General features: G+C 33.5%; 14 protein-coding genes and 1 tRNA gene. 9 read left to right on the forward strand and 6 right to left on the reverse strand.

Annotated elements, in window-relative coordinates; all coding sequences use genetic code 11:
* The first annotated feature begins 114 nt into the window (after positions 1–114).
* The 5 genes from folP to Q0893_RS19195 are packed head-to-tail and all read left to right on the forward strand — an operon-like array spanning position 115 to position 4,018.
* The gene (gene folP, locus Q0893_RS19175) at positions 115–885 is read left to right on the forward strand and encodes a dihydropteroate synthase (protein ID WP_299278848.1); all 771 of its coding nucleotides are present in this window, start codon (positions 115–117) and stop codon (positions 883–885) included.
* On the forward strand, positions 885–1,604 hold the full coding sequence (locus Q0893_RS19180) for a hypothetical protein (protein WP_299278823.1): 720 nt from the start codon (positions 885–887) through the stop codon (positions 1,602–1,604). Before folP ends, Q0893_RS19180 begins: the two co-directional genes overlap by 1 nt.
* A gap of 35 nt (positions 1,605–1,639) precedes the next feature.
* Positions 1,640–2,422: a diadenylate cyclase CdaA gene (gene cdaA / locus Q0893_RS19185; protein ID WP_298903777.1), complete on the forward strand. Its 783-nt coding sequence runs from the start codon at positions 1,640–1,642 to the stop codon at positions 2,420–2,422.
* The gene (locus Q0893_RS19190) at positions 2,423–3,208 is read left to right on the forward strand and encodes a DUF3667 domain-containing protein (protein ID WP_299278827.1); all 786 of its coding nucleotides are present in this window, start codon (positions 2,423–2,425) and stop codon (positions 3,206–3,208) included.
* A 9-nt stretch (positions 3,209–3,217) separates the two neighbouring features.
* Positions 3,218–4,018: a DUF3667 domain-containing protein gene (locus Q0893_RS19195; RefSeq protein WP_299278830.1), complete on the forward strand. Its 801-nt coding sequence runs from the start codon at positions 3,218–3,220 to the stop codon at positions 4,016–4,018.
* 1 nt (position 4,019) lies between these two features.
* On the opposite strand, the gene Q0893_RS19200 is transcribed toward Q0893_RS19195, so the two are convergent.
* Together Q0893_RS19200 and truA are read right to left on the reverse strand one after the other, a co-directional pair.
* Complete coding sequence (locus tag Q0893_RS19200) at positions 4,020–5,786, reverse strand: ABC transporter ATP-binding protein (protein WP_298903780.1); 1,767 nt, start codon at positions 5,784–5,786, stop codon at positions 4,020–4,022.
* A complete protein-coding gene (gene truA / locus Q0893_RS19205; protein WP_299278833.1) occupies positions 5,787–6,536 on the reverse strand; it encodes a tRNA pseudouridine(38-40) synthase TruA in 750 nt (249 codons plus the stop codon). It abuts the gene before it with no gap.
* Between the two features lie 117 nt (positions 6,537–6,653).
* Here truA and Q0893_RS19210 point away from each other — a divergent pair, with 117 nt between their 5' ends.
* Positions 6,654–7,148, forward strand: coding sequence for a metallophosphoesterase family protein (locus Q0893_RS19210; protein ID WP_298903782.1), 495 nt, complete (start codon positions 6,654–6,656; stop codon positions 7,146–7,148).
* Positions 7,149–7,218: 70 nt separating this feature from the next.
* Here Q0893_RS19210 and Q0893_RS19215 read toward each other — a convergent pair whose 3' ends face one another.
* The gene (locus Q0893_RS19215; protein ID WP_299278837.1) at positions 7,219–7,629 is read right to left on the reverse strand and encodes a DUF4293 domain-containing protein; all 411 of its coding nucleotides are present in this window, start codon (positions 7,627–7,629) and stop codon (positions 7,219–7,221) included.
* 222 nt (positions 7,630–7,851) lie between these two features.
* Between Q0893_RS19215 and rho the strand changes: the two genes are divergently transcribed.
* On the forward strand, positions 7,852–9,504 hold the full coding sequence (gene rho, locus Q0893_RS19220) for a transcription termination factor Rho (protein ID WP_298903784.1): 1,653 nt from the start codon (positions 7,852–7,854) through the stop codon (positions 9,502–9,504).
* 143 nt (positions 9,505–9,647) lie between these two features.
* On the opposite strand, the gene rpsT is transcribed toward rho, so the two are convergent.
* From rpsT to proS, 3 genes are all read right to left on the reverse strand, one after another.
* Complete coding sequence (gene rpsT / locus Q0893_RS19225) at positions 9,648–9,902, reverse strand: 30S ribosomal protein S20 (protein ID WP_298903785.1); 255 nt, start codon at positions 9,900–9,902, stop codon at positions 9,648–9,650.
* A gap of 25 nt (positions 9,903–9,927) precedes the next feature.
* Positions 9,928–9,999, reverse strand: a tRNA-Glu gene (locus tag Q0893_RS19230).
* 145 nt (positions 10,000–10,144) lie between these two features.
* The gene (gene proS, locus Q0893_RS19235; RefSeq protein WP_299278841.1) at positions 10,145–11,623 is read right to left on the reverse strand and encodes a proline--tRNA ligase; all 1,479 of its coding nucleotides are present in this window, start codon (positions 11,621–11,623) and stop codon (positions 10,145–10,147) included.
* Positions 11,624–11,723: 100 nt separating this feature from the next.
* On the opposite strand from proS, the gene Q0893_RS19240 reads away from it, so the two are divergent.
* Positions 11,724–12,788, forward strand: a complete 1,065-nt coding sequence (locus tag Q0893_RS19240) for a hypothetical protein (RefSeq protein WP_298903787.1) — start codon at positions 11,724–11,726, stop codon at positions 12,786–12,788.
* A 40-nt stretch (positions 12,789–12,828) separates the two neighbouring features.
* Positions 12,829–14,346 (forward strand): OmpP1/FadL family transporter, encoded by a 1,518-nt coding sequence (locus tag Q0893_RS19245; RefSeq protein WP_299278845.1) that lies wholly within the window; start codon positions 12,829–12,831, stop codon positions 14,344–14,346.
* Positions 14,347–14,778 lie beyond the last annotated feature (432 nt).

Below are 14,778 nucleotides of genomic sequence, written 5' to 3' on the forward strand. Positions count from 1 at the left end.
TCCGTAAATTTCGCATAAATTAATCAGATTTAAAAACTTTAACCATACTATATAGTTTTGAGTAAAAGCATCAATTGCAAAGGACAATTAATAGACCTTAGTCGACCAAAAATTATGGGTATTTTAAATGTCACTCCCGATTCATTTTATGATGGAGGACAATACAAAAATACAGCAGCTATTTTAGGACAAGTTCAAAACATGACTGAGGCCGGAGCAACCTTTATTGATATTGGCGGTTATAGCTCTAGACCTGGTGCTCATGACATTTCGGTTAAAGAAGAATTGGAACGCGTTCTGCCAATTATAGAAGCTATTCTTAAAGAATTTCCAGACACTTTAATTTCTATCGACACGTTTAGAAGCGAGGTTGCCAAATGTGCCATAGATGCAGGAGCCTGCTTGATTAATGATATTTCCGCAGGACATTTAGATCAACACATGTTAGAAACAGTTGCGCAATTAGGCGTGCCCTATATTATGATGCATATGAAAGGAACGCCTCAAAACATGGCTCAACAAACCAATTATGACGATATAATAAAGGATATCCTCTTTTATTTTTCTGATCGCATTGCTGAAGCTAGGCGTTTAGGAATCGTTGATTTGATTGTAGATCCTGGGTTTGGATTTGCTAAAACGGTAGAACAAAATTACAAGCTTCTCAATAAGTTAGAGCTTTTAAAAATGACCAATTTGCCAATTTTAGCTGGGATATCTAGAAAGTCAATGATTTACAAAACACTTAATAATTCTGCAAAAGAGGCGCTTAACGGCACCACAGTTCTTAACACAATTGCACTTCAAAAAGGCACTGCTATTTTAAGAGTTCATGATGTTAAAGAAGCTATGGAATGTATTACTCTCACTCAACAATTACACTAATGAAACGACTATACATATTACTCATTACTCTTATCTTATTGTCATGCGGAAATGGGAAATCGGTACTACTTCCTGAAATTGAAAATGCTACGATAACCGAAATTCATGATGTTTCTCATGCCTATTTATTTTATGATGAGACTCAAACTGACAGCATTGAACTTAACAGGAAAAATTTAATTAGCACAACCAACTGGCTTATCAACGTAGACAAACGCCTTACTTTAGAACAAGCCATTCCGAAGATTAAATTCTTACAAGACAAAAAACGCAATGCTAAGATGCATAAAAATGAGGATGCTAAAAATTACTTTACTTGTCATGATACGGCTATTAACAATTTAGGGTTTTTGGAGTTTACAGATGTCGTTTACACATTAGACAATACCAAAGCACCATTAAAAAACAATACAACACCGTTTAACGAAAGTGATTATAAACCAGACGGCAATTTTTATAGAGGCTTAGACATAACCCAAAATATTACATTGTACTTTGAAAGTACTGAAACAGTCTATGGAATTTCCACAATTTTAAAAACTAATCAAATTAAGAGTTATCTCGAAGCATTATTAAAACCTGGAATTGCTAACAAATTAGAAATTTCATTAATCTTTAACAAAAACTTAGACTTTCAGGACTATATTAACTTTAAATCTATTCTCTCAAAACTTAAATCAGACATTGTTACAATAAACAATAACGAATTCATTTATTAAGCAATAATTATTACATTTACACAAACGCGCTCGCCTTGGAAAAATTCAAATTTTGGGATTTTGGGATTATAGATTTTATAGACGTCTTTCTTGTCGCTATTCTTTTGTACTATGTCTATAAGCTCGTAAAAGGTACAGTAGCTGTTAATATTTTTATTGGAATCATTATTATCTATTTGGTTTGGAGGGTTACAGAGTTTCTAGATATGTTCATGCTCCATCGCATCTTTGATGGGTTTATTAAAGTAGGAATTATTGCGCTTATTGTGGTATTTCAACCCGAAATACGAAAATTCCTCCTTATGGTTGGCTCTACGAACTTAAGTGGTCGTGGGAAGTTTTTCAAAAAGATGAAATTCTTAAAAACGGAAGTTGAAACAGAAACAGACATTAATGCTTTAGTAAATGCTTGCGAGCGTATGAGCCAGTCTAAAACAGGAGCTCTTATTGTCTTAGAGCGCAATAACAATCTCGATTTCTTGGTTAATACTGGTGACGCAATGAACATTAAAGTCACACAGCCCATTATTGAAAGTATCTTCTTTAAAAATAGCCCTTTGCATGATGGCGCCATTATCATTGAAAACAACGTTGTAAAGGCGACACGTGTGATATTACCTGTAAATAACGAGAAGAATATTCCACAGCGTTTTGGTTTACGTCATCGTGCAGCAGTTGGGATCACAGAAAAAACAGATGCCATTGCTTTAGTGGTTAGTGAAGAAACTGGTCAGATTTCATATATAAAAAATGGAGAGTTCGTAATGTTTGAAGATTTACCAGAACTCACTACCTTATTGTACAAAGACTTAACATAAATGAATTGTAAAAATTGCAAAACATCACTTAATTCCGAACAACATTATTGCTTCGAATGTGGCGCAAAAGTTATAAAAAATAGGCTAACAGTTAAAAATCTATCTGCAGATTTTAGTGAACAGTTTTTAAGTTATGACAATAAGTTTTTCAGCACCTTTATTGATCTTTTCAAAAAGCCCGAAGCTGTCATTGATGGTTATATCAATGGTACACGTAAAAAATACATTAATGTTGTTCAATACCTTGCTATATCTATAACGCTTCTTGGTATACAATACTTTATTATTAATGCTATTAATCCTGGTTATTTTATTCCCGAACCAAGTGAGTTTGATAAGTTAATGACAAAATATTACCCAAAAGAGGCGCTAGAAATATTTACTAGTTTTTCGCGATCTATGAACGAATACTTAGGATTAATCTACATCATTGGTTTGCCTGCAAGTGCTTTAATAAGCTGGGTTGTGTTTTTAAACGAGCGTGTACATAACTTTACAGAGCATATTGTTATCAATATGTATGTTACAGACCAGTATATTATTTCCTCAGCAATATTATATCTTATTGCTTTTGCTTTAGGAATTGATGTCACTGTTCTTATAATAGTGGTCACTTCCTTATATGTTCTATATTTTGCATTCGTTTTTTACAGATTATACAAACTAAGTGTTTTAGCTTTAATTATAAGGTTTGTGTTCTCAATGGTCTTGTTTTTAGCTGTTACCATGATACTTTCCATTCTAACAGGTCTCCTTCTATTCCTATATCTGAAATTTTTAAAGTAAATTGAACCTGTGAATTGTAAAAACTGCCATACCGAACTTCAAGACAATAGTGATTTCTGTAATAGCTGTGGAGGGAAAGTAATTAGAAATCGTCTGACGTTTAAAAATCTTTTTGAACACATAAGCGAAACTTTTTTTAATTACGACAATAAGTTGCTTCGCACATTTGTTGATTTGTTTAAAAAACCTGAACTCGTTATTGGAGGCTACATCGATGGTGTTAGGAAACGCTATGTTAATCCAATTAGTTATTTTGGTTTGGCTTTAACTTTTACGGGATTATACCTATTAATATTAAAAAAATTCTATCCAGAAGCTCTAGATTTCTCAAATTATGTCATGGAGGGTCAAGAAGAATTTCAACGAAGAAACGTGACTTTCATACAAGAGTACATGTCTATATTTATGATGCTTTATGTTCCTCTTTATGCCATTATTGCGCGTATCTCATTCATGGGTCTCAAAAAATTCAACTATACAGAACTTATGGTTGTATTAATGTATTGGCAAGCTCAAACCTCGATCATCACGTCTGTTATCATCATTATTGTGGCAATGCTAGGTATTACCCAAGGTATGATAAGTTTTATATTTTTACCCTTAATGATATTATATGGAGCCTACGTTTTTAAGCGCTTGTATAACCTCAGTATAGGGCAAATTGTATTGAGAACGTTTCTGTTTTTAGGAGTCCTCGCTTCCACAATGATTATTATAACTATAATTATAGTGATTATCATGTTCTTAACAGGAGATCTGCAAGAACTCATAGAAGCCCAACGAGCCGCCGTAGAAGCTGCCAAACAATAAACTATACAGCTTCAGCCTTTAAAAATTGAACTTCGTATAGATTTCTATAATAGCCGTTTTCAACTTTTAGAAGTTCTTTATGTGTTCCTTTTTCTACAATTTTACCTGCATCCATTACAATAATTTGATCGGCTTGTTGAATTGTAGCCAATCGATGTGCAATCACAATAGAGGTGCGTCCTTCAGTAATTTTATCGGTAGCGTCTTGTATTAATTGCTCTGAATAAGAATCTACAGAAGACGTTGCTTCATCCAAAACTAAAATACTTGGATTGGTGACATATGCTCTTAAAAATGAAATAAGCTGACGTTGACCAGATGATAACATTGCTCCACGCTCTTTCACATTATAATGGTAACCGTTTGGAAGACTCGAAATAAATTTATGAATCCCAATATCCTTAGCGGCTTGAATAACTTCTTCTTCTGAAATATTAGGATCTTTTAGCGTAATATTATTTAAAATAGTATCGGCAAATAAAAATACATCTTGAAGCACTACAGCAATTTGTGACCGTAAGGACTTCAAGGTCATATCTTTAATATCTGTGCCATCTATACATATTGTACCTGCATTAATATCATAAAAACGATTCAATAAATTAATAATCGTTGACTTCCCAGCGCCTGTGGCTCCAACTATCGCAACCGTCTCTCCTGCCTTGACATCTACAGAAATTCCTTTAAGAACTTCTTCATTTTCAACATAAGAAAAATGCACTTCTTTAAATGAAATATCACCTTTAAACGCCTTAGCTTCAGCTTTACCCGAATCGTCAATTTGAGATGTTGTATCTAAAACTTTAAAAACACGATCGGCAGCAACCATTCCCATTTGAAGTGTGTTGAATTTATTCGCAATCTGGTTTAAAGGTCTAAATAACATGGGAACAAACATGATGTAGGCCGTCAAATCTCCAATGGTTACAGTTTTCTGAAAAACCACCATATATCCTCCTGCCCAAATAATGGATCCCAATGTAATAGATGATAATAAGTCGGCTATTGGAAAAAACACCGAGTTATACCACACTGTTTTTAACCATCCTTTTTTATGGCGTTCATTAATTTCTTTAAACTTCTTATACTCCGTATCCTCTCTTGTAAATAACTGAAGTATTTTCATTCCTGTAACACGCTCTTGAACAAAAGAATTTAAGTTAGATACTTCATTACGTACTTCTTCAAAAGCACGTTTCATATATTTCTGAAAAACCTTAGTCGCAAATAGGATAATTGGCATGGTTACAAAGGCAATTAAACTTAATTTCCAATTTAGATATAACATCGCTCCAGCCACAAAGAGCATTTTAAGAATATCGCTAAATATCATAAATAAACCTTGACCAAAAATATCAGCAATGCGCTCCATATCGGTTACAGCCCTAGTTATTAAAACACCTACAGAAGAGTTATCATAGTACTTCATTCTAAAGCGTAAAATATGGTTATAGAGTTTTACTCGTATATCCTTAACCACATTTTGGCCCAACCAACTGGCATAGTAAATAAATAATAATTGACTTACAACTTCAAATATTAATAAAGCCAACATGACAATAATATAAAACAAAAAGCCATTGTAATCTTTTAATACAACATGTTCATCAATAGCTTTTTGAAGTGCTAAGGGTCTTAACATTCCAAAAAGAGCGAGACCTATTACACAAAGTATCGACCCAAAAAACACAATTCTATAAGGTCTAATATATTGTAACAATCTCTTGAACAATGTCAAATCAAAGGCTTTTGTTTTTTTATCCTCCATTTAGTTTTTTAATAATTTAATATGCTCTGGATATTCGATACTCGTAAGGTATAAACCATGAGCTGGTACAGAAAACCCGGCTTCGCTTCTATTTTTAGATTTTATAATGGAATGCAAATGTTCTAACTCTATTTTACCTAAACCAATATTAATAAGCGTACCAACAATAGCACGAACCATATTTCTCAAAAAACGATCTGCTTTTACGGTAAATAACAATTCATTATTCTCAACAGTCCAACGCGCTTTCATGAGCTTACAAGTATACGTTTTTACATCTGTATTAACCTTAGAAAAGCATTGAAAATCATTATACTGCAATAGAATATCACAAGCTTTATTCATAAGGTCCATGTCCAACTGCTTTTGTAAAGCATAGGCGTAATCAAAATTAAAAACATTTTTTTGTGTCGACAGCCGATAATGATACGTTCTACTCAAGGCATCAAAACGTGCATGAGCTTCCTCTGTAACTCTAAAAATAGCAGTAATTGCAATATCTTTAGGCAAAAAGGAATTCAATTTAAAAATAAAATGTTCTGGAAAATCTTCCTCTGTATCAAAATGAGCAAACATTTGTGAAGCATGAACTCCTGCATCTGTTCTTCCTGCTCCTACAATACTAATAGTTTGCTTCAATAATATTGACAACGCATTCTCAAGAACTTCTTGTACAGAAATAGCATCGGGCTGATTTTGCCATCCATGATATGCTTTTCCGTTGTATGATAATTCGATAAAAAAACGCAATAGAAACCGTACTTTTGTAAAAGCACAAAGATAAATGTTTTTGTCTCTTTATACTTGCTATTAACATAATTAAAGGTTTTCTTCGGAAAACGTCGCAATCATAATTTACAACCCTTTATGACCAAAATTCTATTACTTTCTGACACACACAGTTATATAGATGATGCTATTTTGAAATACGTTAAACAGGCTGATGAAGTTTGGCATGCTGGAGATATAGGAGACCTTAGTGTCACAGATGCTATAAAAGATTTAAAGCCTCTACGAGCAGTTTATGGCAACATTGATAATGCTGAAGCTAGAGCCGAATTTCCAGAACATAATAGGTTTATGTGTGAAAATGTTGATGTTTGGATGACACACATAGGTGGTTATCCTCCAAAGTATAACATGAGAACACGTGATCTTATAAAAGATAATCCGCCTCGTATTTTTATCTGTGGGCATTCACATATTCTAAAAGTTATGCCAGACAAACGGTATAATTTAATTCATATGAATCCTGGTGCCGTTGGAAAGCATGGCTTTCATAAAATAAGAACGATGCTCAGATTCACAATAGATGGGCATCAAATTGATAATCTTGAAGTTATAGAGTTTCCGAAGCGTTAACAATCATCCATAAAAAAACCCAAGGTCTTCACCTTGGGTTTACGCACTAAAATAATTAAGATAATAGGGTTTATCGTAATCGATCAACAGATTTTACGAGGTCTTCATCCTTTTTTATGGCTTTATTGGCTAAGACCAATAACACGATAGATAAAATAGGTATGAATATCCCAACACCTTTCTCTGAGATGTTACTCTCTCCAGGTGGTATTAGTAATTGATACACAAAAAATCCTAATAAAATAAAGTTTAATATTATATTAAGTCGGCCCAAAACAAATTGCAGCTTCCTATTTTTAAAACAAAAAATCGAGATTAAAGATAATAAAGCAGATCCTAAAAACAAACCTAAATATAAGTATTCATCTTTAGCATAAACCAAAACATCATCGGTCTTAGTCCACAAATGAAATATAAAAATTAAACCTGCAGACACGCCTGCTGCAAATAAAAGATATATGGATTGTATACGTTGAATCATTTATATTTATCTATAACGAGGCACAAAATTAACAGTTTCTTTTTTAAAAGTAGTATTAAATTTTAAAAATAAAATTGTATTATTGCATTAATAATGTGTTACCTACAGTGTAGCAGGTTATTAAATCTTCAGATTTTTTTCAAATTTTTCCCATTTTATATTTTTTAGAAAAGTAAGAAACTAATCCATTTCAAAGAATAAACTTAATTAGTACACATATACATGTTCGAAATTTCCGAATTAAAAGCAAAGAAGCTTCCTGAACTTCAGGAAATCGCTCAAAAATTAAACGTACCTAAATACCGTTCGTTAAAAAAGCTAGACCTTGTCTATCAAATCTTAGACTTCCAAGCAGCCAATCCAGATGCTGTAAAAAAAGAAGTAGCACCACCTACTCCTAAAAAAGAAGAACAGAAAAAACCTACTCAGCAAAGAAAGCCTAGAGCTCGTGTTGAAAAGAAACAAGCTCAAAACTCTTCTCAACAAAAAATGGAGTTGGATGACAAAAAAGAAGATAAACCTTCTCAAAATAATCCTAACGATAAGAAGGACAATAGAACGAATCAAAGAAATAATCAAAACAACGATACGCGTTCTAAAAATTCTAATGATAGTAAGCCTAATCCGCGTCAAAAGGATAACAAGCAAAATCAATCAAAAGACCATAAAAAAACTAATACGCGTCACAAAGATGGCAATACGCACAAAAACAACGGCAATAAAGATAGCAGGAATCGCTATAGAGAGCCTGATTTTGAATTCGATGCCATCATTGAAAGTGAAGGTGTTTTAGATATCATGCAAGACGGTTACGGTTTTTTACGTTCGTCTGATTATAATTATTTATCATCTCCTGATGACATTTATGTTTCACAATCTCAAATTAGATTATTTGGATTAAAAACAGGAGATACTGTTTTAGGTCATGTAAGACCTCCTAAAGAAGGAGAAAAATACTTTCCGTTAATAAAGGTTAGTAAGATTAATGGTCAAAAACCAGAAGTGGTAAGAGACCGTGTATCTTTTGAACATTTAACACCGCTTTTTCCTGAGGAAAAATTTAATATTGCTGAAAAGCAAAGTACGATTTCTACACGTATAATGGATTTATTTTCTCCAATCGGAAAAGGGCAACGTGGTATGATCGTATCACAACCTAAAACTGGTAAAACGATGTTATTGAAAGATGTAGCGAATGCAATTGCTGCAAATCATCCGGAAGTTTATCAAATGATTTTATTAATTGATGAACGTCCTGAAGAAGTAACAGATATGCAACGTAATGTTCGTGGAGAAGTTATCGCTTCAACCTTTGACAAGGAAGCTCACGAACATGTAAAAATTGCAAATATCGTATTAGAAAAGGCAAAACGTCTAGTAGAGTGTGGCCACGATGTAGTTATCTTATTAGATTCTATAACGCGTTTGGCTAGAGCATATAATACAGTTCAACCAGCTTCAGGAAAAATATTAAGTGGTGGTGTAGACGCCAATGCATTGCATAAACCAAAACGTTTCTTTGGAGCAGCTCGTAACATTGAAAATGGTGGGTCTTTAACAATCATAGCTACTGCATTAACAGAAACTGGGTCTAAAATGGACGAAGTAATCTTCGAGGAATTTAAAGGAACTGGTAATATGGAATTACAATTAGATCGTAAAATATCTAATCGTAGAATTTTCCCTGCTATCGATTTAACATCATCAAGTACGCGTCGCGATGATATTTTATTAGACGCATCAACAATTCAAAGAATGTGGGTAATGCGTAAATATCTTGCCGACATGAACCCTGTTGAAGCCATGGAATTTATTAATGATAGATTTAAACAAACAAGAAATAACGAAGAGTTTTTGGTATCTATGAATGGATAACAAATCTAAACCAACTCTTGTATAATAAAAAAGCTCTCAGTACTAGTACTGAGAGCTTTTTTATTATGAAATTTTAGGCTAATAAACCGCACAAAAAAAGCCTCTCATACGAGAAGCTTTAATAATTTTAATATAAGTTCTTGTTAGCTTAGGGAAGCTACGTGCTTAGTTAATTTAGATTTTAAATTAGCTGCTTTATTATCATGAATGATATTATTCTTAGCTAGTTTATCGATCATTGAAATAACTGCAGGCAAGTATTCTTTTGCTTCTTTAGCTTTTTCCATATCACGTAATCTCTTGATAGCACCACGTGTAGTTTTGTGCTGGTATCTGTTACGCAAACGTTTAGCTTCGTTACTTCTTATTCTTTTTAATGCTGACTTATGATTTGCCATTGTTTTCTTTCTTATTAAAAAATTGTAGCCCGTAGGGGAATCGAACCCCTCTTACCAGGATGAAAACCTGGCGTCCTAGCCGATAGACGAACGGGCCATTTGAGTTATTTCAATTGTAGTTTTAAAAATTTAATTATCTTCTTACTACGATTTCAAATGAACGTGCAATTACTCATTGCGGATGCAAAAATACAACTATTTTTAAATGTTGCAACACCTAGATAAACTTTTTTAAAAAAAATTTAATAAGCTTTTGCAAATAAGACTCTATTTGTTGAAGAATTACCAGTGTATACGCACTTTCCAGCTTCTTTTTTAATATCCATTGGAATACATCTTATTGTTGCTTTAGTTAACTCTTTTATCTTTTGTTCGGTTTCGGCAGTACCATCCCAGTGGGCAGAAATAAAACCTGTCTTCGTTTCTAAAACCTCTTTAAAGGTTTCAAAATCATCTACCTCTGTGATATGCGAATCCCTATAATTAAGTGCTTTATTAAATAAATCGTCTTGAATTACTTTTAAAAGCGATTGCACTACAGGCACTAAATCTGTCATCGCAACGGTCTCTTTTGTTAACGTATCTCGTCTAGCCAGTTCAATCGTTTTGTTTTCAAGATCTTTAGGTCCGATAGCAACTCTTAATGGAACGCCTTGCAATTCATGTTGAGCAAATTTGGCTCCTGGTCTATGTGTCGCTCTAGAGTCAAATTTACAAGAAATCCCTAAAGATTTTAATTCTTTAATTATGGCATTCGCCTTTTCAGTAATTAAATCTAGTTGCTCATCATTCTTATATATAGGAACAATAACAACTTGTGAAGGCGCTAAATTTGGTGGAAGCACTAGTCCCTTATCATCACTATGCGTCATAATTAAAGCTCCCATTAATCGTGTAGAAACACCCCATGATGTTGCCCATACATGGTCTAACTTCCCTTCGTTATTTGTGAATTTCACATCAAATGCTTTAGCAAAGTTCTGTCCCAAAAAGTGAGATGTTCCTGCTTGTAATGCCTTTCCATCCTGCATCAATGCTTCAATACAATAGGTCTCTTCAGCTCCTGCAAAACGTTCACTTTCAGTTTTTACACCTTTAATAACTGGAATAGCCATAAAGTTCTCAGCAAAATCTGCATAAACGTTATTCATTTGCTCAGCCTCTATTAGTGCTTCATTTTTGGTTGCATGAGCCGTATGTCCTTCTTGCCATAAAAATTCAGCAGTTCTTAGAAATAAACGTGTCCTCATTTCCCAGCGTACAACATTTGCCCATTGGTTTATTAAAATAGGTAAATCTCTATAACTTTGAATCCAACCTTTATATGTATTCCAAATAATGGCCTCACTAGTTGGTCTTACAACAAGCTCTTCTTCTAACTTTGCTTCTGGATCAACACGTAACTTCCCTTCGTTATCTGGGTCATTTTGTAACCTATAATGTGTCACTACTGCACACTCTTTTGCAAATCCTTCGGCATTCTTTTCTTCGGCTTCAAACAAACTTTTAGGTACAAAAAGAGGAAAATACGCATTTTGATGTCCTGTTTCTTTAAACATTCTATCTAATTCTGCTTGCATTTTTTCCCAGATTGCATAGCCATAAGGTTTGATAACCATACAACCCCTAACCGCTGAATTCTCAGCTAAATCGGCCTTTACGACCAATTCGTTATACCATTTTGAATAGTCTTCTGCTCTACTTGTAAGGTTTTTACTCATTTTAAGTGTTTTGGCACAAAATTTGTGATAATGTTAAATAAAAAAATAGTTCAACAAAACTAACTATTTTTGTAATGTTCAACAATAAAAATCAAGAGATATGCAATTAAACAATTACATACAGAACAAATTTCCATTTTTTGTTGCACTAAGCTTTACATTTCTATTAGCTTCTTGTGGTTCATACCAATATGTTGGTTATGATAGTGATGGTATTTACAGTGACAGTGAAGTAGTCTATGAAGAAACAAGAACGGTTCCAGTAGAAGATAATAGTTACTATAAAGATTATTTTACCGAAAAGTCAAATCAGTATGATAACATTCCTGATGATGGTAGTGCTATTTTTACAGATATAGATTCATACGTAGGTGATTACGATGAAGAACCTTCAGAGGAAGTTCAAACTGGTTACGCTGGTTGGGGACAAGATTCTGACCAAGTAAATGTCACTATATATAATAATGGATGGAATACTTGGGGTTGGTATAGACCTTGGGGTTATGGATATGTAAACTCTTGGGGATGGAACAGATGGAATAGATGGGGTTCGCCATGGGGACCGTCTTGGGGACCATACGGCGGATTTGCATATGGTAGCCATATAGCTTTTAACGGTTGGAATCCTTATTTCGGATATGGCGGTTTCAATGCTTGGTGCCCACCTGGATACTACGGTTATGGATACAACAATGGTTATTACAATAATGTAGCCTATAACTATGGTCGCAGAGGTTCTTTAAATAACGGACTTAATAGATCTGTTAGAAGAGGATCTGCAGTTAACACCAGATCTAATTCGGCTTATACAAGACCAAGAACAAGACGAAATAACACAAGTATAAGAGCTAATACTAATACGAGAACTAATACTAGAATTACAAGGCCTAATACAAGAGTTAGGACAACGAGACCTAATACCAATACTAGGATTACAAGACCTAATACTAGAAGTAATAATACAAGAATTAGAACAACAAGACCTAGTACCAGAAGTAATAGTTCTAGTGTTAGAACAAGATCAAACAGAAGCAATAGTTCGAGTGTAAGAAGCAATAGATCTTCTAGTAGAAGTTCATCTGCAAGAAGCTCGTCTAGAAGTTCTACAAGATCGTCTGGTTCTTCTAGATCTTCGAGTAGAGGTAGCTCTGGTCGTAGAGGATAATCTAAACTATTTAGCTCTAAAAAAATTATAAAATTTTACTATGAAAAAATTAACTATACTAGTCATAGGTGTACTTTCTATGTCTAATGTTATGGCTCAGGACATATCTGATGCCCTTAGATACTCGCAAGATGAAATTCAAGGATCTGCTCGATTTAGAGCATTAAGCGGTGCTTTTGGAGCCCTTGGAGGTGACATGTCTGCCGTAAGTATTAATCCAGCAGGTTCTGCTATTTTTAATAGAAGTCATGCTTCAATATCACTCTCAAGTTTAAACTTAGACAATGATGTTTCCTTTTTTAATGGACAAAGTTCTTCTTCAGATTCAAAAGTTGATTTAAACCAAGGTGGTGCTGCATTTGTTTTTACAAATAATAACTTAAATTCACCATGGCGCAAATTTGTTCTGAGTGTGGCCTATGACAAAACTGCTAATTATGATGATCAATGGACAGCTTCTGGGCAAAATACAAATTCTATAGACAGCTACTTTTTAGCGTTTGCTCAAGGTCAAAGGCTTGATGAAATATCTGCTTTTCCTGGAGAAACGATATCAGAAGCATATGCCGATATTGGAGCTTTTTATGGCTTCGGAAATCAGCAAGCCTTTTTGGGATACGAATCTTTTATTCTAGAACCAGATGCTAATACTGATGAGAACACTTTGTATACATCTAATATAGCACCAGGAACATTCGATCAAAGCTATAATCTTGTTACTAGAGGTTATAACGGGAAATTTAGTTTCAATGCGGCTGCTCAATATGAAGACAAATTATATCTTGGAATAAACCTTAATACACATTTTATCAACTACGAAAGGTTTACGTCTTTTAATGAATCTAATTCTAATGATGGTTCTGTTGTAACCAGAGTTGGTTTTGATAATAATTTATTGACAACAGGTAATGGCTTTTCTTTTCAATTAGGAGCTATCTTAAAACTTACTAAAGAACTAAGAGCTGGTTTTACCTACAACTCGCCTACTTGGTTAACTATAACAGAAGAAACCTCTCAATATGTAGAAACGGTTAGAAACGAAGGAGGTAATAATGTATCTGCATTTATAAATCCTAACGTTATCAATATTTTCCCAGATTATCGACTACAGTCTCCTGGTAAAATAACTGGAAGTTTAGCTTATGTTTTTGGAGAACAAGGCTTATTAAGTTTCGATTATTCAAGAAGAAATTATAAGAACACAAAATTTAGACCTACTTCTGATTCATTTTTTGCTGCTCAAAACGACATTATAAATAATGTTTTCAAAATTGCCAACACATATAGGTTTGGTGGTGAATATAAAGTAAAACAATTTAGTTTTAGAGGTGGATATAGATTTGAAGAAAGTCCGTATGTAGATGACACATTTTATGGAGACCTAACTGGTTATTCTTTAGGTATTGGTTATAACTTCGGAAACACAAGATTAGACCTAACTTATGACCAAGCAGAACGTACAGTTAATAATCAGCTTTACTCAGTAGGATTAACTGATGCAGCTACGCTCGACACTAATAATTCTAATATAACATTATCTTTAGGTTTCAACCTATAATAATAGCATCATAAATTAAATGATAAAAATGCTGAACGAACGTTCAGCATTTTTATTTTATACTATACATAACATCGTGAGTTTCTGAAGTATCAAAGCTCCCTATTAATCTCTAAACATTAATAACCAAGGGATATCACCAAATGAACTATATAATCGAAACATAGTAACATGATTCTTCCATTAAGAATGATTAAGATATACCAATACCAATCGCAACCTACCTAATTTCAATATATTATTTTCTGTACGCTAAATTCACATTCGAATTAATAGTTTTTAAACATGTCTAAAGTCAAAATAAAAAGGCTGTGCAGAAATGCACAGCCTTTTTATTTTTTCATTCAGCTCATTATTATCTTTTCAGGGTAAAATGGGCTTTAAATTCTTTACGGTCACCTGTATTAGGTTCATTATACTCAACTACAAACC

Origin of the sequence: uncultured Psychroserpens sp. (genome assembly GCF_947494225.1) — a bacterium.
Lineage (GTDB): Bacteria > Bacteroidota > Bacteroidia > Flavobacteriales > Flavobacteriaceae > Psychroserpens.

Excerpts from the sequence above, each read along its gene's own strand:
- Q0893_RS19210 (WP_298903782.1), top strand. The coding sequence starts at position 6,654 with ATGACCAAAATTCTATTACTTTCTGACACACACAGTTATATAGATGAT.
- Q0893_RS19200 (WP_298903780.1), bottom strand. The coding sequence starts at position 5,786 with ATGGAGGATAAAAAAACAAAAGCCTTTGATTTGACATTGTTCAAGAGA.
- Q0893_RS19190 (WP_299278827.1), top strand. The coding sequence starts at position 2,423 with ATGAATTGTAAAAATTGCAAAACATCACTTAATTCCGAACAACATTAT.
- folP (WP_299278848.1), top strand. The coding sequence starts at position 115 with ATGGGTATTTTAAATGTCACTCCCGATTCATTTTATGATGGAGGACAA.
- rho (WP_298903784.1), top strand. The coding sequence starts at position 7,852 with ATGTTCGAAATTTCCGAATTAAAAGCAAAGAAGCTTCCTGAACTTCAG.
- Q0893_RS19240 (WP_298903787.1), top strand. The coding sequence starts at position 11,724 with ATGCAATTAAACAATTACATACAGAACAAATTTCCATTTTTTGTTGCA.
- Q0893_RS19215 (WP_299278837.1), bottom strand. The coding sequence starts at position 7,629 with ATGATTCAACGTATACAATCCATATATCTTTTATTTGCAGCAGGCGTG.
- Q0893_RS19245 (WP_299278845.1), top strand. The coding sequence starts at position 12,829 with ATGAAAAAATTAACTATACTAGTCATAGGTGTACTTTCTATGTCTAAT.
- rpsT (WP_298903785.1), bottom strand. The coding sequence starts at position 9,902 with ATGGCAAATCATAAGTCAGCATTAAAAAGAATAAGAAGTAACGAAGCT.
- Q0893_RS19180 (WP_299278823.1), top strand. The coding sequence starts at position 885 with ATGAAACGACTATACATATTACTCATTACTCTTATCTTATTGTCATGC.
- proS (WP_299278841.1), bottom strand. The coding sequence starts at position 11,623 with ATGAGTAAAAACCTTACAAGTAGAGCAGAAGACTATTCAAAATGGTAT.